This window comes from Leclercia sp. LTM14 (assembly GCF_023736175.1).
Classification (GTDB): domain Bacteria; phylum Pseudomonadota; class Gammaproteobacteria; order Enterobacterales; family Enterobacteriaceae; genus Enterobacter; species Enterobacter barmai.
The window spans coordinates 177,081-194,521 of record NZ_JAIKTT010000006.1; the positions used below are offsets into that span (position 1 = coordinate 177,081).

Genomic DNA, 17,441 nt, shown 5'->3' on the forward strand with positions numbered 1-17,441 from the left:
ACAGATCCTTAGTCCGGATAACCCTGCGGGTGGCGAGACTGCCAGCGCCAGGTATCCTGTGCCATTTCGTCAAGCGTGCGGGTAACACGCCAGTTAAGCTCTTTATCAGCCTTAGATGCATCAGCCCAGTAGGCCGGCAGATCGCCGTCGCGACGCGGGGCGAAGTGATAGCTCACAGGCTTGCCGCAGGCCGCGCTGAAGGCGTTGACCACATCCAGCACGCTGCTGCCGACGCCTGCGCCGAGGTTGTAGATATGGACGCCCGGTTTATCCGCCAGCTGCTGCATGGCGGCGACGTGGCCGTCGGCAAGATCCATCACGTGAATGTAGTCGCGAACGCCGGTGCCGTCCGGGGTAGGGTAGTCGTTGCCGAACACCGCCAGTGAGTCACGACGACCTACCGCCACCTGGGCGATATACGGCATCAGGTTGTTCGGAATACCCTGCGGATCTTCACCCATATCGCCTGACGGATGCGCGCCAACCGGATTGAAATAACGCAGCAGGGCGATGCTCCACTCCGGCTGGGCTTTTTGCAGGTCGGCCAGGATCTGTTCCACCATCAGCTTGCTTTTGCCATACGGGCTTTGCGGGGTGCCGGTCGGGAAGCTTTCGGCGTATGGGATTTGCGGCTGGTCGCCATAAACGGTGGCGGAGGAGCTGAAGATCAGGTTTTTGACGCCCGCCGCGCGCATGGCGGAGACCAGACGCAGCGTGCCGTTGACGTTGTTATCGTAGTATTCCAGCGGCTTCGCCACGGATTCGCCCACGGCTTTTAGCCCGGCAAAGTGGATCACCGTATCAATGGCGTGATCGTGGAGGATCTCGGTCATCAGCGCTTCGTTACGAATATCGCCTTCGACAAAGGCAGGCTGTTTACCGGCCAGGCGTTCCATGACCGGCAGCACGCTGCGTTTACTGTTGCACAGGTTATCAAGGATGATGACGTCGTGGCCATTTTGCAGCAGTTGCACACAGGTATGACTTCCTATGTAACCGCTACCACCTGTTACCAGAACTCGCATATTTCGCTCCATTAGGCTTATGGTATGAGATAATCCTAGCATAACAGAGAGCAGTAAACTGTGACATGGGATAAAATAGTGGAATCGTTTACACTGCCCGTCACGCTGCCACTGTTGCGCTAAAAAAAGATTGTAAATCAAAGAGGCAGGTGAGGGGTGTTGCGGGTTGTCCGAAAAAGAGCGGGGGCATGGCCCCCGGCACGCTATCAGACAGGTCCAGTCTGGTAACGATAGTTGTCGCCCTCGGCGACAAACTCCAGTCGATGGGTGATACAGGCGGGGGCGTCTTCCGCATGGTGAGAGACGAACAGCAGCTGCGTTTCACCTTCACTGATAAGGACATCAACAAAGCGGCGAATCAATTGGCGGTTCAGCGGATCCAGCCCCTGCAACGGCTCGTCAAGGATCAGCAGCGTCGGGTGTTTCACCAGCGCACGCACAATCAGCGCCAGCCGCTGCTGGCCCCACGAAAGACTGCTGAACGGCGCGTCAGCCACCCGGTTATCCATTCCGAGAATATCCAGCCACTGCTGCGCCAGCTTGTGCTGCCGGTCAGACACCGCCTGGTAAATACCGATAGAGTCGAAATAGCCGGAGAGGATCACGTTGCGTACCGTGGTGCTCACGCGGTAGTCGAGATGCAGGCTGCTGCTGACATAACCGATATGTTTTTTAATATCCCAGATGGTTTCGCCGCTGCCGCGACGGCGGCCAAAGAGGGTTAAATCGTTGCTGTAACCCTGCGGGTGATCCCCGGTAATGAGGCTCAGCAGGGTGGATTTACCCGCACCGTTGGGGCCGACAATCTGCCAGTGTTCGCCGGGATTCACCGTCCAGCTTAAATGGTTGAGGATCGGACGATCGTTATACGACACCACGCCGTCATTAAGCACAATCCGCGCTTCACCTTCGGGTAAACCGTGGCGCGCCGACGGGGCATCCGGTTCGGGCAGGGTGACGCCGTTGAGTTTTTCACTGTGCGCCAGCTGGGCAATCAGGGCCTGGTTCAGCAGGGCGGCTTTTTCACCAGACGCCGTCAGGGTGCAGTCGGCCAGCACGCCGGCATTCTGGACAAAATCGGGGATTTCGTCAAAACGGTTGAGCACCAGCACCAGGGTATATCCCTGCTGATTGAGCGAGGCCAGCAGATCCGCCAGCTGCCCCCGGGACTTCACGTCGAGGCCGTCAAAAGGTTCATCGAGGATCAGCAGGTCAGGCTCGGCCATCAGCGCCTGGCACAGCAGCGTTTTGCGGGTTTCGCCGGTGGAGAGGTATTTAAAGCGACGGTCCAGCAGGTGGGTGATGGCGAACTGTTCCGCCAGCTGGTGGCAGCGGGCATCATCTTTCACCTCATCCTGGATGATTTCGGCGGCCGTTCGGCCGGTATCCTCTTCATCGGGGCTGAGCATATCGGTGTTGTTACGCTGCCACTCGTCGCTGACCAGTTTCTGCAGCTGCTCGAAGGAGAGGCGGGTCACGCGGGTGAACGCGCTCTGGCGTTCGCCTTTCAGCAGCGTCAGTTCCCCGGCCAATGCCCGGGCGAGGGCCGATTTGCCGCTGCCGTTACTGCCCACAAACGCCCAGCTTTCACCGGCATTCAACGTAAAATCAGTGAGGGTAAGCGTACGCGTGTCGCTAAGACGAAACGTGCCTTGCGAAATTTGCAATGATGACATGATTTATCCCGTTTTTTGCAGCAATATGCATCAGGGATAACTCAGTGTCGGCACGAATGTCAATGCGCTTAGCACAACGTGGCGATAATCACCCGGTCGGCATTAAAATATGCGGTCGCCTCAGCACCTTCTTCTAAATCCCGACTCTCGGCCAGCGGCACGGTGGCGCAGAGGGTCTGGCCGTCCGGCAGGGTCATCAGCACTTCACACTGCTCGTCGCCGCGATCGATATGGTTGATAACACCCTGTAGCTGGTTATCCGCCTGTTTCGCGGCCTCAGGATCCAGAGTAATGTTCACCCAGGGCGCTTTCAGCAGGACCAGCACTTCTTTGCCCTCGTCAAGCCCCAGACGTTTGCCGCTCTGGGCGGTGATTGCCACTTTCAGGCGGGTAGTGCCGTCGGCGAGCAGGATGTCCACATGCTGCTGCACCTGGTCGTTATCCCGGGCGGTGACCGTGCCAAACCACTGGTTACGGGCGCTGGTTTGCAGAGAGAAACGCGAGATGGCGCCGAGCAGGCTGTCCAGCGGCAGGGCGTCGTCGTCGCTTAAGACATCGAAGGCTTTCTGCTGGATCTGCGCCAGCAGATCATAGAGCTGGATCAGGCGTTGCCCGTAGCGCGTCAGGATCGCACCGCCGCCGCCTTTGCCGCCGGTGGCACGATCGACCAGGGTCTGTTCGCTCAGGGTGTTCATCTCGTTGATGGCATCCCACGCGCTTTTATAGCTGATACCGGCATTCTTTGCCCCCTGGCTGATGGAGCCGGTTTGCTCAATCTGTTTGAGCAGGGCAATGCGGCGGGGATCGGCGAACAGCTTTTGCGAAAGGCGTAGGGTGAGGAGAATTTCGGCCTGCATAACAATGTCCTGGCAAAAGGGATATTGTGACGTAATTCGTTACATGCGCAAACTGTACCGCACAAAAGGGGATGTAATTCTCGCTTTTCCGGTTAGAATAAGGCATTCACATTGTCTGGAGAAAGCCATGTTAGAGTTGCTGAAAAGTCTGGTATTCGCCGTGATCATGGTCCCAGTGGTGATGGCTATCATCCTCGGTGCCATCTACGGCCTGGGTGAGGTGTTTAACATCTTTTCCAATATCGGCCACAGAAAACAGCCGAAAAAGCAGCATTAATTTTCTTTAAAAACGCCCGGTTCCGCCGGGCGTTTTGCTCTCAAGTTTCCCCCTTCCTCGCCGATATTATTTTCGGTGCAAAATTGATTTACTCCCTGATCGGTAGGATTTAACGCTGGGAAAACCCTACGGTTATCGTTATATTTCAATTTATATAACGACACTCAAAGGAGTTAACGATGACACGTACAGGCTTACGCTTTATTGCCGGGGCAACACTGACCCTCTCCCTGACCGGGCATGCGCTGGCAGATGAAGGCAAAATCACGGTATTTGCGGCAGCGTCTTTGACCAACGCGATGCAGGATATTGCCAAAGCGTATAAAAAGGAGAAAAACGTCGACGTCGTGTCGTCTTTTGCCTCTTCCTCTACGCTGGCACGTCAGATTGAAGCGGGTGCCCCTGCCGACCTGTTTATCTCTGCCGATCAGAAGTGGATGGATTATGCGGCAGAGAAGAAAGCGATTGATACGGCCAGCCGTGAAACCCTGCTGGGCAACAGCCTGGTGGTGGTAGCGCCAAAATCCAGCGCGCAGGGCGACATCACCATCAGCAAAGAGACCAACTGGACCAGCCTGCTGAAAGAGGGGCGTCTGGCGGTGGGCGACCCCGATCACGTTCCGGCGGGCATTTATGCTAAAGAAGCGCTGCAGAAGCTGGGGGCCTGGGAGACGCTGTCGCCAAAACTGGCACCGGCAGAAGATGTGCGCGGCGCGCTGGCGCTGGTTGAGCGCAATGAAGCGCCGCTGGGAATTGTTTACGGCTCTGATGCCGTTGCCGGTAAAGGCGTGAAGGTCGTGGGTACCTTCCCTGAAGACTCGCATAAGAAAGTGGAATATCCTGTGGCCATCATTGATGGACATAAAAACGCAACCGTCAGCGCCTTTTACGATTACCTGAAAGGGCCGCAGGCGTCTGCCATCTTTAAACGTTACGGATTTACGACTCACGAATGATATTGACCGATCCCGAATGGCAGGCCGTGCTGCTGAGCCTGAAAGTCTCTTCCCTCGCGGTTGCATTTAGTTTGCCCTTTGGGATCTTCTTCGCCTGGTTACTGGTTCGCTGTAAGTTTCCAGGCAAAGCGCTCCTCGACAGTATTTTGCACCTGCCGCTGGTGCTGCCGCCGGTGGTGGTCGGTTATTTACTGCTGATTGCCATGGGGCGACGCGGGTTTATCGGCGAGCGGCTCTATGAGTGGTTTGGCCTGAGCTTTGCCTTCAGCTGGCGCGGCGCGGTGCTGGCGGCGGCGGTGATGTCGTTCCCGCTGATGGTGCGGGCGATCCGCCTGGCGCTGGAAGGGGTCGATCTTAAACTCGAGCAGGCGGCCCGCACGCTGGGGGCCGGGCGCTGGCGCGTCTTTTTCACCATCACGCTTCCCCTGACGCTGCCGGGCATTATTGTCGGCACCGTGCTGGCGTTTGCCCGCTCGCTGGGCGAGTTCGGCGCTACCATTACCTTTGTTTCCAATATTCCGGGCGAAACCCGCACCATCCCGTCGGCCATGTACACTCTGATCCAGACTCCGGGTGGCGAAGGTGCCGCTGCGCGTCTGTGCATTATCTCCATCGTGCTGGCGCTGGTCTCGCTGCTGGTGTCGGAATGGCTGGCTCGTCTTAGCCGCGAACGGATGGGGAAATAATCATGCTGGAACTCACTTTTACCCAGAGGCTGGGCGAACACTGTCTGACCCTCAACGAAACCCTGCCTGCCAGCGGCATTACCGCTATTTTTGGCGTCTCCGGCGCGGGCAAAACCTCGCTGATCAATGCGATTAGCGGCCTGACCCGGCCCCAGTCAGGGCGGATCGTACTTAACGACCGGGTGCTGAACGACGTTGAAAAACGCATATATCTGGCGCCGGAAAAGCGCCGGATTGGCTACGTCTTCCAGGATGCGCGGCTCTTCCCGCACTACAAAGTGCTGGGCAACCTGCGTTATGGCATGGCAAAAAGCATGGCCGGACAGTTTGATAAGCTGGTGGCCCTGCTGGGTATTGAACACCTGCTTGACCGGCTGCCGTCGTCGCTCTCGGGCGGGGAAAAACAGCGCGTGGCGATAGGCCGGGCGTTACTCACGGCCCCGGAACTGCTGCTGCTGGACGAGCCGCTGGCCTCCCTCGACATTCCCCGCAAGCGCGAGCTGCTGCCGTACCTGCAGCGTCTGGCGCGCGAAATCAATATTCCAATGCTCTACGTCAGCCATTCGCTGGATGAGATCCTGCATCTGGCCGATAAGGTGCTGGTGCTGGAAAACGGCAGCGTGAAGGCGTTTGGTAATCTGGAAGAGGTGTGGGGCAGCAGCGTAATGCATCCGTGGCTGCCGCAGGAGCAGCAGAGCAGCATTCTGAAGGTGAGCGTGCTGGAGCACCATCCGCACTACGCCATGACCGCGCTGGCCATTGGCGATCAGCATGTCTGGGTCAACAAGCTGGATAAACCGCTCCAGACCAGTCTGCGCATTCGCATTCAGGCATCCGATGTCTCGCTGGTGCTGCAGCCGCCGTTGCAGAGCAGTATCCGTAATATCCTGCGGGCGAAAGTGGCCCAGTGCTTCGACGATAACGGTCAGGTGGAGGTGCAGCTGGAAATTGGCAGCCGCACGCTGTGGGCCCGCATCAGCCCGTGGGCCAGGGATGAACTGGGGATCAAACCTGGCCTCTGGCTCTACGCGCAGATTAAGAGCGTGTCGATCACCACCTGATCACAGCAGATGGGTATAGATGAATTCGGCGATGCTGTTCGTGGTGTTATCACCGATCACCACGTTGGCGCGCGCTTTGACGGCGTCGTCGGCATTACCCATCGCCACCCCGGTGCCTGCCGCTTCCAGCATGCTGATGTCGTTGTAGTTATCGCCAAATGCAATAACGTCCTTCATTGACCCGCCGATGGATTCCACATACTGCGTGAGGCGTTTGCCCTTGCTGTTGCCTTTGCGGGCAATATCCACCTGATCGTGCCAGGACCATTCGCACTCCAGCCCCAGGGTCTGCTCGACATGCTTTGCAAAGTCGTTCAGTTTTACGGTGTCCTCGTCGGTCAGGGCAAATTTCCAGATAGCCTCAACTTCCCGGGCCGCCTGCGCCAGCGAAGGCACCTGGGTGAATACCGGACGCTGGGCTTCCGGCAGCGACTGCGCCCAGTTGCTGGTGCGGATGACGTGGCCGGTAGGGCGCTCATAAACCATCGCGTTGTCGACATACATCAGGCCGTGAATGGCGTGTTCATCGAGCAGGTCAATCAGTTGCAGCGCCTGCGGGACCGGCAGCGGATCGGCTTGCAGAACCTTTTTTGCTTGATAATCATACAAATAGGTTCCATTACAACAAATTGCAGGTGTATCCAGCGCCAGTGCCTGATAAAAAGGATGAATAGCAACGTGATGACGACCCGTTACGATGAGGAGCTGGTATCCCACCTCCTGGGCACGTTTCAGTGCTTCAAGCGAAGAGGGAAGCAGGGTTTTTTGTGGGGTTAACAGCGTACCGTCTAAATCCAGTGCAATCACACGCGAGGTCATTTGATATTCCGGGTTAATGTTGAAAGTCAGGGATGTGCAGATGGTACACCGCGCAACTATCGCTGCAAAATTCCTGGTTAAAATTCAGCATTCACCGTTAAAAAAGACTATCCTGGTACATTACTTTTACGCGCAGTGAGGAAAGGAGCATTCATGAAACAAACCGTTTATACCGCCAGTCCTGAAAGCCAGCAGATCCATGTCTGGCGTCTGAATCCCGAAGGTACGCTCACCCTGGTTCAGGTTGTCGATGTTCCCGGCCAGGTTCAGCCGATGGTGATCAGCCCGGATAAACGTTTCCTGTATGTGGGTGTTCGTCCGGAGTTCCGCGTACTCGCGTACCGTATCTCTCCTGAAGATGGCGCCCTGACGTACACTGCCGAAGCCGCGCTGCCGGGCAGTCCGACGCATATCTCTACCGATCTGCAGGGACGCTTTATCTTTAGCGGCTCCTACAATGCCGGTTGCGTCAGCGTGACCCGCCTTGACGACGGTATTCCTGCTGAGACCCTTGAGGTGGTTGAAGGGCTGGAAGGTTGCCACTCGGCCAACATCTCTCCGGATAACCATACCCTGTGGGTACCGGCGCTGAAGCAGGATCGCATCTGCCTGTTTACCCTGGGCGATGACGGCAAACTGACCGCGCAAAACCCGGCGGAAGTGACCACCGTTGAAGGTGCGGGCCCGCGTCACATGGCCTTCCATCCGAATCAGAAGTACGCCTACGTGGTGAATGAGCTGAACTGCTCGGTAGACGTCTGGGCGCTGAGCGATCCGCACGGTAAGATTGAGTGTGTGCAGACCCTGGATATGATGCCGGCAGATTTCACCGATACCCGCTGGGGCGCAGACATTCACATCACCCCTGACGGACGTCACCTCTATACCTGCGATCGTACCTCCAGCCTGATCACCATCTTTAGCGTTTCTGAAGATGGCAGTGTGCTGGCTATCGAAGGCTTCCAGCCGACCGAAACGCAGCCGCGCGGCTTTAATGTCGATCACAGCGGTAAGTTCCTGATTGCGGCAGGGCAGAAATCGCACCATATCGCGCTGTATGAAATTCAGGGCGAGCAGGGACTGCTGGAAGAGAAGGGACGTTACGCCGTCGGCCAGGGGCCAATGTGGGTGGTCGTTAACGCTTACTAAGACGGATGAAATAAAAACCTCGCAGATGCGAGGTTTTTTTATGCCCGGTGGTAGCCGGGTGAGCACATCGGAAACACCAACCTCTGTATCTTAATTCCGGCCCGACCCTATGTAAAATCAACTAACGTCGGCTTGAGAGCATACACTTGCAGCATTAATGTTATTTAATTGAAATATATTAAATTTTGCTGAAATCTAAATGAAATCTTAATCTCCATAAAACTGTTTTTATATACAGTTCCCGAAGACTACAATACCGCCGTTGGTTCGATATGAGCAGTTCCGCAAATCAGGTTTCTTAAAGTCCTGGCTGGCGGGTGGTGCCGTCAGTACCTTAACTGTGGAGCATATCGGAAACACCAACAACCACTGGCGACAGGCAGCGGAAAGGTAAGTCAGTGGAAGTGCTCCTGACCAAAGGAGTGGCGTATGAGCAGTATGGGATGGATGATTCTGTTCCTGCAACTCATGGTTGCAGTTCTGCAACTGCTGGATGCGTATCTTAAAACCGGTGCCTGACGCGTTCAGCCGCAGCATCAAGGGGGAGTTGCTCCCCCTTTTTGCTAATCAGATTACTGCTTCGGCTCTGCAATCACCTTGCTGCCCACACCGCGGTTGTTGTATTCCCACATGCGGTTGAAGTTAGCGTCGTTGAGGTTACGCTGCACGTTGCCTTTATCATCTACCGCACCGGTGTTACCCGCATACGGACGCTGAGAGATGGCGGCGTTGCCCCAGGGTTTTGCCATGTTGAAGCCTTCGTTGATCACGCTGTCGCGGATCACCACCTGACCGTTAGTGCCTGAATCGACATCCAGCGAACGGCCCAACTGCGCTACGCCATCGCCCATTGCGGTAAAGCGGCTGTTTACCGCCAGGAAGCCGTAGAACAGGTTGGACTGTGTCGCCGGCGCGAAGACGTAGCCTTCCTGCTGGGTACGGGTATTCATGACGCGGAAATCGGTGTTATCAAACACTACGGCACCGCGACCGGAGACAATATCCACATCCCCTTCGATGTAGCTGTTGGTCACCAGCGTACGGGTGATGCGGTTATTTTTCAGGGTGTTCTCAACGCCGCTGTTGGTGACGAAGAAGGTGTTCTGGCGACCCAGGATATTCACCTTGTCGATTTGCACCTGATCGCCATCGCTGCGCAGAGCCACCGCCTGGTGGTTACCGGCATCGACGCTGTCGCCCAGATTGTTTTCGATGGTCAGGTTCTGCAGCTGCAGGCCGTTGTTCTGCGACCAGAAGACCGCGGAACACATCAGGCCAACAGTGGCGCTGTGCTTGCTCTGGCAACGGTCGAACATATACCAGGCGGGTTTACCCGGCATGTATTTACCACCCGGATTGACCAGATGACGCCAGGTCGTGGTGTCCATCTCAGAGTCGATTGCCAGACCAATTTTGACATCAATTGGCTTCTCACCCGTACCGTACAGCGTCACGCTGCCCGGTGCGGCAGGCACATACACGGTACCTTCGTACTCGCCCGGTAAAATGGCGATGTACTGGCGGGAGCTGCTGTGCTTAGCAATGGCTGCATCAACTGCCGCCTGAATGGTGGTATGGGTAACGCCCTGGGTTCCCGCCGGGCCAACCACAAAGTTGGGCTGCGCAGGCAGGCGGATGGCATAAGGACTCCACGGCGCTGCGTTCGGATCCATGGCCGTAAAGTAGCGCGCCTGCTGGAAGTTTTTCGCTTCATCAGCAGAGAGGATCGGACGGGAAGCCGTGCCCGGCGCGGCCTGCTCTGATGGCAGCTGATCCGGCGGGGTAGAGCTGCACGCTGACAGCGTCACGCCAAATGCGAGTGCCAGCGCCAGACGAGAAATCCTGGAAATGTTCAAGGGAAGCTCCTGCAAAGCATATCAATAGGGGGATAACCGAAATAGCCTGCTTTTTTATACTAAGTTGAGCGAAACGGGAAGATTAAAAGGCAGAAAAGTTACTTTTTATTCCCATGCTTAGCGGGAAAGTTGTCACAAATAAATAACAATTTCCGTAAAGGCGATTGACAGGGCGGCAGGAATGAAAATAAATGTCTATACAACCCATGACAAGTGGAAGCCCGATGCTGCAACTTCATCCCGACGATCTAATCTGGCGTAACCTGCGCCTCGCGACCCAGGATCCTGACCACGGCACGCCTTATGGCCTGCTGGAGAACAGGGCGTTAATCGTGCGTGCAGAGACCATTCTGGCGATTGTCCCCGAATCTGATTTGCCCCTGGATCTGCCCAACGCCGTCGATTTAGAGGGGCGGCTGGTCACGCCGGGGCTGATCGACTGCCACACGCACCTGGTGTTTGGCGGCGATCGCGCCGCCGAGTGGGAGCAGCGGCTGAACGGCGTCTCCTATCAGACCATCAGCGCCCAGGGCGGCGGGATTAACGCCACGGTGACCGCCACCCGGGAGAGCTCAGTTGAGCACCTCAAACAGCTGGCGCAGCAGCGCTTAAACCGGCTGATGCGCGAAGGGGTCACCACCGTTGAAATTAAGTCGGGTTACGGCCTCAACGACGAAGCCGAAGAGAAGATGCTGCGCGTGGCCCAACACCTTGCCCGAACCAATCCCGTGGAGATCAGCCCGACGCTGCTGGCGGCGCACGCCGTGCCGAAGGAGTATCGCCAGGATCCAGATGCCTGGGTCGACCATGTTTGTCGGCACACGCTGCCCGCGCTGTGGGAAAAAGGGCTATTCGAAGCCGTGGATGTGTTCTGCGAGAACGTCGGGTTTACGCCAGAGCAGAGCGAACGGGTGTTTCAGGCGGCACAGATGCGGGGGATCCCCATTAAAGGCCATGTGGAACAGCTCTCTAACCTCGGCGGCACCGCGCTGGTCAGCCGTTATCACGGGCTGTCAGCCGATCATATTGAATACCTCGATGAGGCCGGCGTCGACGCGATGGCGCAGAGCGGCACCGTAGCGGTATTACTCCCCGGCGCCTTTTACTTTTTACAGGAGCGCCAGCGCCCGCCGGTTGCGCTGCTGCGGGAGCGGGGCGTGCCGATGGCGGTTGCCACGGATTACAACCCCGGGACCAGTCCGTTTGCCAGCCTGCATCTGGCGATGAACATGGCCTGCGTCCAGTTTGGCTTAACCCCGGAAGAGGCGTGGGCAGGGGTAACGCGCCACGCCGCGAAAGCGCTGGGCCGCGGCGAAACCCACGGCCAGCTCAAGGCCGGGTTTGTCGCCGACCTGGCGATCTGGGATGCGAAAAACCCGGTGGAGATGGTTTATGAGCCGGGACGTAACCCGCTTTATCAGCGCGTATTCAGAGGAAAAACAGCATGAGTCTTTGGCAGCCGGTTTCACCTGACGTCTGGCAGGGGCGCGACGACAGCAGCGAGGCCAGCAACGCGCTGCGCCTGTTTCAGACCGTCAGGCAAAGCGATACGCAGCATCCGTCCGGGGAAGACATTGCGTTGCTGGGCTTCGCCTGCGACGAAGGGGTCAGACGCAATCAGGGCCGCCCCGGTGCCGCGCAGGCGCCGGATGTCCTGCGCCGCGCCCTGGCGAATATGGCGAGCCATCAGGGGCACGAGCGATTGATCGACATGGGCACTATCGGCGTTGATGGCGACGCGCTGGAGACCGCCCAGCAGGCGCTGAGCGAGACGGTCACCGCCTGCCAGCAGTCGGGCATGCGCACCCTGGTGTTGGGCGGCGGACACGAAACCGCCTGGGCGCACGGGCGCGGGGTGCTGGATGCGTTTCCCGGCGAGCGGGTGGTGATTATCAATCTCGACGCCCATCTCGATCTGCGTCATGCCAGCCAGGCCACCTCTGGCACCCCGTTCCGCCAGCTGGCCCTGTACTGTGCGGAACAGCAGCGTGAGTTTCACTATGCCTGCCTGGGCGTCAGCCGGGCGGCGAATACCCTGGCGCTGTGGGATGAGGCTGCGCGCCTTAACGTCACCCTGGTGGAAGATCTCGATTTTCAGCAGCAGGCGCTGACCGCTCTCACACCGCTCCTTGAACAGGCGGACCGGGTTTATCTGACTATCGATCTCGACGTCATGCCTGCCGGGGAAATGCCCGCCGTGTCGGCCCCTGCCGCGCTGGGGGTTCCGGCCCGGGATCTGCTCCCGGTCATTGAAAAGATCTGCCGCAGCGGCAAACTGCAGGCGGCGGATCTGGTGGAGTTCAGCCCTGGCTTCGATCGCGACGGCCAGGGAGCGAAGCTCGCCGCACGGCTGGCGTGGCAAATCGCTCACTGGTGGGCTTAAAGCGTGTATATACTCGACTTTTTATGACGGCTTAAGGAATTGCTATGTTCTCTCGCGCTCCGCAGCAGGCCAGTGCGCCAGCCCCTTTCTATGAAAAGGTAAAACAGGCGATCAGTCATCAGATCGCCACCGGCGTATGGCGTCCGCACGATCGCATCCCGTCCGAGGCCGAGCTGGTTGCCCAGTTCGGCTTTAGCCGGATGACCATTAACCGCGCGCTGCGGGAGCTGACCGACGAGGGGCTGCTGGTGCGCCTGCAGGGTGTTGGGACCTTCGTGGCCGAGCCTAAGGGGCAGTCGGCGCTGTTTGAAATTCGCAGCATTGCCGACGAAATTGCCTCCCGCCACCATCAGCACCGGTGCGAGGTGCTGTTCCTCGAGGAGACGCAGGCCAGCGCCGCCCAGGCCACGGCGCTTAACGTCAAAGAGGGGACGCGCATTTTTCACTCCCTGATGCTGCATTACGAAAACGACATCCCGGTGCAGATTGAGGATCGCAGCGTTAACGCTGCCCTGGTGCCGGAGTATCTGCAGCAGGATTACACCACCACCACGCCTCATGCTTATCTGTCGCTGATCGCCCCGCTGACCGAAGGGGAGCACATCGTTGAGGCGGTGCGCGCCACGCCGAAGGAGTGCGAGCTGCTGCGCATCAAAGAGCACGATCCCTGCCTGCTGATCCACCGTCGGACCTGGTCAACGTCGCACATCGTCTCCCATGCCCGGCTGCTGTTCCCCGGCAACCGCTACCGGCTGCAGGGCCATTTCATGTCATAGGCCGAAAAGCGTGATTGCTGACGCAATATAATAAAAATGTATCGTAATTGTTAAAACCGGCCTTGTGCGCACTTGTCTATACAAGTATATCTTAGTGTATATTCTGTCCCCAACGAGGAGCACACAATGTCGTCAGGTAAGTATCGCCAGCAAGAGATCCGCGCCCCACGTGGCACCCGGCTGAATGCCAAAAGCTGGCTCACCGAAGCCCCGCTGCGCATGTTAATGAACAATCTCGATCCTGAGGTGGCGGAAAATCCTCACGAGCTGGTGGTGTACGGCGGTATTGGCCGCGCCGCGCGCAACTGGGAGTGTTACGACGCCATTGTCGCCGCGCTCACCGAACTGGAAAACGACGAAACCCTGCTGGTGCAATCCGGCAAACCGGTCGGCGTATTCAAAACCCACAAAAACGCCCCGCGCGTGCTGATCGCCAACTCCAACCTGGTGCCGCACTGGGCTACCTGGGAACACTTCAACGAGCTGGATGCGAAAGGGCTGGCGATGTATGGCCAGATGACCGCCGGGAGCTGGATCTACATCGGCAGCCAGGGCATTGTCCAGGGCACCTACGAGACCTTCGCTGAAGCGGGTCGCCAGCACTACAACGGCTCCCTGAAAGGGCGCTGGGTACTGACGGCAGGCTTAGGCGGCATGGGCGGTGCACAGCCGCTGGCGGCGACCCTCGCCGGTGCCTGCTCCCTGAACATCGAGTGCCAGCAGAGCCGCATCGATTTCCGTCTGCGCACCCGTTACGTTGACGAGCAGGCTGAGTCGCTGGATGACGCCCTGGCGCGGATCAAAAAATACACCGACGAAGGCCGGGCGGTCTCTATCGCCCTGTGCGGCAACGCCGCCGATATCGTGCCGGAACTGGTGGCGCGCGGCGTGCGTCCGGACCTGGTTACCGACCAGACCAGCGCTCACGATCCCCTCCACGGCTACCTGCCGAAAGGCTGGAGCTGGGAAGAGTATCAGCAGAAAGCGCAGCAGGATCCCGAAGGCACCGTGCTGGCGGCGAAGCGCTCCATGGCCGACCACGTCAACGCGATGCTGGCCTTCAGCCAGCAGGGCGTGCCGACGTTCGACTACGGCAACAACATTCGCCAGATGGCGAAAGAGATGGGCGTGACCAACGCCTTTGACTTCCCTGGCTTCGTCCCGGCCTACATCCGTCCGCTGTTCTGCCGCGGCATCGGCCCGTTCCGCTGGGTAGCGCTCTCTGGCGACCCGGAAGACATCTACAAAACCGACGCCAAAGTGAAAGAGATCGTCGCCGACGATGAGCACCTTCATCACTGGCTGGATATGGCCCGGGAGCGCATTAACTTCCAGGGCCTGCCGGCGCGTATCTGCTGGGTAGGGCTGGAGTGGCGCCAGAAGCTGGGCCTGGCCTTTAACGAAATGGTCCGCAGCGGAGAAGTCTCTGCGCCCATCGTCATTGGCCGCGACCATCTCGACTCCGGCTCGGTCGCCAGCCCGAACCGCGAAACCGAAGCGATGCAGGACGGCTCCGACGCGGTCTCCGACTGGCCGCTGCTGAACGCGCTGCTCAATACCGCCAGCGGCGCGACCTGGGTCTCGCTGCACCACGGCGGCGGCGTGGGCATGGGCTTCTCCCAGCATGCCGGGATGGTCATCGTCTGCGACGGCACCGATGAAGCCGCGGCGCGTATTGCCCGCGTCCTGCACAACGACCCGGCAACCGGCGTTATGCGCCATGCGGATGCCGGATATGACATTGCCATTGCCTGTGCGAAAGAGCAGGGGCTGAACCTGCCGATGATCGCTGCCAATCAAGGAAAGCACTGATGAATGCCTTAACACTGACGCCCGGCTCTCTGACCCTGGCGCAACTTCGCCAGGTCTGGCAGCAGCCGCTCCAGCTGACCCTCGACGACGCCGCCCATCAGGCGATTAACGACAGCGTCGCCTGCGTGGAAGCCATTGTCGCCGAAGGTCGCACCGCCTACGGCATCAATACCGGCTTTGGCCTGCTGGCCCAGACGCGCATCGCCACGCACGATCTGGAAAACCTGCAGCGTTCGCTGGTGCTCTCCCACGCCGCGGGCGTCGGCGAGCCGCTGGACGACGACATTGTGCGTCTGATGATGGTGCTGAAAATCAACAGCCTGGCGCGCGGTTTTTCCGGCATCCGCCTGAGCGTGATCCAGGCGCTGATTGCGCTGGTCAATGCGGGTGTGTATCCGTGGATCCCGGCTAAGGGTTCGGTGGGGGCATCCGGGGATTTAGCCCCGCTGGCGCACATGTCACTGACCCTGCTTGGCGAGGGTAAAGCCCGCTACCGTGGCGAGTGGTTACCGGCCGCAACCGCCCTGCAAAAAGCGGGGCTGGCCCCGGTGACGCTGGCGGCAAAAGAGGGACTGGCGCTGCTGAACGGCACTCAGGCCTCCACCGCCTTTGCCCTGCGCGGCCTGTTTGAAGCTGAAGATCTCTTTGCCTCGGCGGTGGTCTGCGGAGCGCTGACCACCGAAGCGGTGCTTGGCTCCCGTCGTCCGTTCGATGCCCGTATCCACGAGGTACGAGGCCAGCGCGGGCAGATCGACGCCGCCGCGCTGTTCCGCCACGTTCTCACCGACACCAGCGCCATTGCCGATTCGCATCACAACTGCGAGAAGGTGCAGGATCCGTACTCCCTGCGCTGTCAGCCGCAGGTGATGGGAGCCTGCCTGACCCAGCTGCGCCAGGCGGCCGAGGTGCTGCTGGTGGAATCCAACGCGGTTTCCGATAACCCGCTGGTCTTCGCAGCGCAAAACGAGGTGGTCTCTGGCGGTAACTTCCACGCCGAACCGGTGGCGATGGCGGCAGATAATCTGGCGCTGGCGATTGCCGAGATCGGCGCGCTCTCCGAGCGCCGCATTGCCCTGATGATGGATAAACACATGTCCCAGCTGCCGCCATTCCTGGTGCGCAACGGTGGGGTGAACTCCGGGTTTATGATTGCCCAGGTGACCGCCGCCGCGCTGGCGAGCGAGAACAAGGCGCTGTCGCACCCGCACAGCGTCGACAGCCTGCCGACCTCGGCCAACCAGGAAGACCATGTTTCGATGGCGCCAGCGGCAGGTCGTCGTCTGTGGGAGATGACCGGCAATACCCGCGGCGTGCTGGCGGTGGAGTGGCTGGCGGCCGCTCAGGGTTGCGATCTGCGTGATGGCCTCACCTCCAGCCCGCTGCTGGAGCAGGCGCGTCATATTCTGCGGGAGAAGGTGGCGCACTATGATGATGACCGCTTCTTTGCCCCGGATATTGATGCGGCGATTGAATTGCTGAGCAAAGGGAGCCTGGTGGGGTTGTTGCCGGGATTCCTGTAAAAACACCTATGCAAAACCGTAGGCCGGGTTAGGCGAAGCCGCCACCCGGCAAATGCCCGGCGGCGCTGCGCTTGCACGGGCCTACGGTTTCACCCGGCTATTTTTACGAATACATCGCCGTAATCGACGCGCTGCCCAGGCTGTGGAAATGGACGTTAAAGCCCACCATCGCTCCGCTCGCCTCTTCATCCACCTCGATTTTTTCCACGTTCAGGGCATGCACCGTAAAGATATAGCGGTGGGTTTCGCCTTTTGGCGGTGCCGCGCCGCCGTAGCCCGCTTTGCCAAAATCGGTGCGGGTCTGCACCGCGCCGTCCGGCAGGGCGACCAGCGAAGAGCCGGAACCCTGCGGCAGCACGCGGGTGTCGGCCGGGAGATTGGCGACAACCCAGTGCCACCAGCCGGAGCCGGTCGGGGCGTCCGGGTCATAACAGGTGACGACAAAGCTTTTGGTGCCCGACGGCACCTCGTCCCAGGCCAGATGCGGAGAGATATTATCCCCCTCATAACCCATGCCGTTAAACACGTGGCGCAGGGGGAGTTTATCCCCGTCGCGCAGATCCTGACTGATAAGTTTCATGCTGTTCC

17 protein-coding genes are annotated in these 17,441 nt (G+C 59.0%); 11 read left to right on the forward strand and 6 right to left on the reverse strand.

The features are described 5' to 3' along the window. Nucleotides 1-8: 8 nt before the first annotated feature. The 3 genes from galE to modE all read right to left on the reverse strand — a co-directional run bounded on the left by galE (nt 9) and on the right by modE (nt 3,558). The gene (galE, locus tag K5I40_RS14365) at nt 9-1,025 is read right to left on the reverse strand and encodes a UDP-glucose 4-epimerase GalE (RefSeq protein ID WP_072036640.1); all 1,017 of its coding nucleotides are present in this window, start codon (nt 1,023-1,025) and stop codon (nt 9-11) included. Between the two features lie 206 nt (nt 1,026-1,231). Further along, the gene (modF, locus tag K5I40_RS14370; protein WP_223074858.1) at nt 1,232-2,701 is read right to left on the reverse strand and encodes a molybdate ABC transporter ATP-binding protein ModF; all 1,470 of its coding nucleotides are present in this window, start codon (nt 2,699-2,701) and stop codon (nt 1,232-1,234) included. A 68-nt stretch (nt 2,702-2,769) separates the two neighbouring features. Further along, entirely contained in the window at nt 2,770-3,558 is a 789-nt protein-coding gene (gene modE / locus K5I40_RS14375; protein ID WP_223074857.1) for a molybdenum-dependent transcriptional regulator, read from the reverse strand. Between the two features lie 127 nt (nt 3,559-3,685). Between modE and K5I40_RS14380 the strand changes: the two genes are divergently transcribed. The 4 genes from K5I40_RS14380 to modC all read left to right on the forward strand — a co-directional run bounded on the left by K5I40_RS14380 (nt 3,686) and on the right by modC (nt 6,538). Further along, nucleotides 3,686-3,835: an AcrZ family multidrug efflux pump-associated protein gene (locus K5I40_RS14380; protein ID WP_039029358.1), complete on the forward strand. Its 150-nt coding sequence runs from the start codon at nt 3,686-3,688 to the stop codon at nt 3,833-3,835. Between the two features lie 179 nt (nt 3,836-4,014). Next, nucleotides 4,015-4,791, forward strand: a complete 777-nt coding sequence (modA, locus tag K5I40_RS14385; protein WP_223074856.1) for a molybdate ABC transporter substrate-binding protein — start codon at nt 4,015-4,017, stop codon at nt 4,789-4,791. Further along, a complete protein-coding gene (gene modB / locus K5I40_RS14390; protein ID WP_138369561.1) occupies nt 4,788-5,477 on the forward strand; it encodes a molybdate ABC transporter permease subunit in 690 nt (229 codons plus the stop codon). The genes modA and modB overlap by 4 nt, the downstream gene beginning before the upstream one ends. A 2-nt stretch (nt 5,478-5,479) precedes the next feature. After that, complete coding sequence (modC, locus tag K5I40_RS14395; RefSeq protein WP_223074855.1) at nt 5,480-6,538, forward strand: molybdenum ABC transporter ATP-binding protein ModC; 1,059 nt, start codon at nt 5,480-5,482, stop codon at nt 6,536-6,538. Here the strand turns inward: modC and K5I40_RS14400 are convergent, their stop codons facing one another. Beyond that, entirely contained in the window at nt 6,539-7,357 is an 819-nt protein-coding gene (locus K5I40_RS14400) for a pyridoxal phosphatase (RefSeq protein ID WP_039029362.1), read from the reverse strand. 153 nt (nt 7,358-7,510) lie between these two features. On the opposite strand from K5I40_RS14400, the gene pgl reads away from it, so the two are divergent. Both pgl and tisB read left to right on the forward strand, forming a co-directional pair. Beyond that, nucleotides 7,511-8,506 (forward strand): 6-phosphogluconolactonase, encoded by a 996-nt coding sequence (gene pgl / locus K5I40_RS14405; protein ID WP_039029363.1) that lies wholly within the window; start codon nt 7,511-7,513, stop codon nt 8,504-8,506. A gap of 429 nt (nt 8,507-8,935) precedes the next feature. Continuing rightward, nucleotides 8,936-9,025 carry a type I toxin-antitoxin system toxin TisB gene (gene tisB, locus K5I40_RS14410; protein WP_072036641.1) on the forward strand — a complete coding sequence of 30 codons (90 nt, stop codon included), beginning with the start codon at nt 8,936-8,938 and terminating at the stop codon, nt 9,023-9,025. A gap of 53 nt (nt 9,026-9,078) precedes the next feature. On the opposite strand, the gene K5I40_RS14415 is transcribed toward tisB, so the two are convergent. Then, nucleotides 9,079-10,362 carry a putative acyl-CoA thioester hydrolase gene (locus K5I40_RS14415; protein WP_138369557.1) on the reverse strand — a complete coding sequence of 428 codons (1,284 nt, stop codon included), beginning with the start codon at nt 10,360-10,362 and terminating at the stop codon, nt 9,079-9,081. A gap of 224 nt (nt 10,363-10,586) precedes the next feature. Here K5I40_RS14415 and hutI point away from each other — a divergent pair, with 224 nt between their 5' ends. The 5 genes from hutI (at nt 10,587) to hutH (ending at nt 16,853) form a co-directional block, all read left to right on the forward strand. After that, entirely contained in the window at nt 10,587-11,810 is a 1,224-nt protein-coding gene (hutI, locus tag K5I40_RS14420) for an imidazolonepropionase (RefSeq protein ID WP_223074926.1), read from the forward strand. Continuing rightward, a complete protein-coding gene (hutG, locus tag K5I40_RS14425; RefSeq protein WP_138369556.1) occupies nt 11,807-12,745 on the forward strand; it encodes a formimidoylglutamase in 939 nt (312 codons plus the stop codon). The genes hutI and hutG overlap by 4 nt, the downstream gene beginning before the upstream one ends. Before the next feature lie 44 nt (nt 12,746-12,789). Further along, nucleotides 12,790-13,521 (forward strand): histidine utilization repressor, encoded by a 732-nt coding sequence (locus K5I40_RS14430; protein ID WP_138369555.1) that lies wholly within the window; start codon nt 12,790-12,792, stop codon nt 13,519-13,521. 126 nt (nt 13,522-13,647) lie between these two features. Continuing rightward, nucleotides 13,648-15,333 (forward strand): urocanate hydratase, encoded by a 1,686-nt coding sequence (gene hutU / locus K5I40_RS14435; protein ID WP_223074854.1) that lies wholly within the window; start codon nt 13,648-13,650, stop codon nt 15,331-15,333. Then, nucleotides 15,333-16,853 (forward strand): histidine ammonia-lyase, encoded by a 1,521-nt coding sequence (hutH, locus tag K5I40_RS14440; protein WP_223074853.1) that lies wholly within the window; start codon nt 15,333-15,335, stop codon nt 16,851-16,853. Before hutU ends, hutH begins: the two co-directional genes overlap by 1 nt. 103 nt (nt 16,854-16,956) lie before the next feature. On the opposite strand, the gene K5I40_RS14445 is transcribed toward hutH, so the two are convergent. After that, a complete protein-coding gene (locus tag K5I40_RS14445) occupies nt 16,957-17,433 on the reverse strand; it encodes a kinase inhibitor (RefSeq protein ID WP_039029370.1) in 477 nt (158 codons plus the stop codon). Nucleotides 17,434-17,441: the final 8 nt, after the last annotated feature.

What these genes read in the sequence shown, in the direction of transcription:
- modC (WP_223074855.1), top strand. Translation starts at nt 5,480, where the DNA reads ATGCTGGAACTCACTTTTACCCAGAGGCTGGGCGAACACTGTCTGACC.
- pgl (WP_039029363.1), top strand. Translation starts at nt 7,511, where the DNA reads ATGAAACAAACCGTTTATACCGCCAGTCCTGAAAGCCAGCAGATCCAT.
- galE (WP_072036640.1), bottom strand. Translation starts at nt 1,025, where the DNA reads ATGCGAGTTCTGGTAACAGGTGGTAGCGGTTACATAGGAAGTCATACC.
- K5I40_RS14380 (WP_039029358.1), top strand. Translation starts at nt 3,686, where the DNA reads ATGTTAGAGTTGCTGAAAAGTCTGGTATTCGCCGTGATCATGGTCCCA.
- K5I40_RS14430 (WP_138369555.1), top strand. Translation starts at nt 12,790, where the DNA reads ATGTTCTCTCGCGCTCCGCAGCAGGCCAGTGCGCCAGCCCCTTTCTAT.
- hutU (WP_223074854.1), top strand. Translation starts at nt 13,648, where the DNA reads ATGTCGTCAGGTAAGTATCGCCAGCAAGAGATCCGCGCCCCACGTGGC.
- hutH (WP_223074853.1), top strand. Translation starts at nt 15,333, where the DNA reads ATGAATGCCTTAACACTGACGCCCGGCTCTCTGACCCTGGCGCAACTT.
- K5I40_RS14445 (WP_039029370.1), bottom strand. Translation starts at nt 17,433, where the DNA reads ATGAAACTTATCAGTCAGGATCTGCGCGACGGGGATAAACTCCCCCTG.
- tisB (WP_072036641.1), top strand. Translation starts at nt 8,936, where the DNA reads ATGAGCAGTATGGGATGGATGATTCTGTTCCTGCAACTCATGGTTGCA.
- modA (WP_223074856.1), top strand. Translation starts at nt 4,015, where the DNA reads ATGACACGTACAGGCTTACGCTTTATTGCCGGGGCAACACTGACCCTC.
- hutI (WP_223074926.1), top strand. Translation starts at nt 10,587, where the DNA reads ATGCTGCAACTTCATCCCGACGATCTAATCTGGCGTAACCTGCGCCTC.
- K5I40_RS14400 (WP_039029362.1), bottom strand. Translation starts at nt 7,357, where the DNA reads ATGACCTCGCGTGTGATTGCACTGGATTTAGACGGTACGCTGTTAACC.
- modF (WP_223074858.1), bottom strand. Translation starts at nt 2,701, where the DNA reads ATGTCATCATTGCAAATTTCGCAAGGCACGTTTCGTCTTAGCGACACG.
- modB (WP_138369561.1), top strand. Translation starts at nt 4,788, where the DNA reads ATGATATTGACCGATCCCGAATGGCAGGCCGTGCTGCTGAGCCTGAAA.
- modE (WP_223074857.1), bottom strand. Translation starts at nt 3,558, where the DNA reads ATGCAGGCCGAAATTCTCCTCACCCTACGCCTTTCGCAAAAGCTGTTC.
- hutG (WP_138369556.1), top strand. Translation starts at nt 11,807, where the DNA reads ATGAGTCTTTGGCAGCCGGTTTCACCTGACGTCTGGCAGGGGCGCGAC.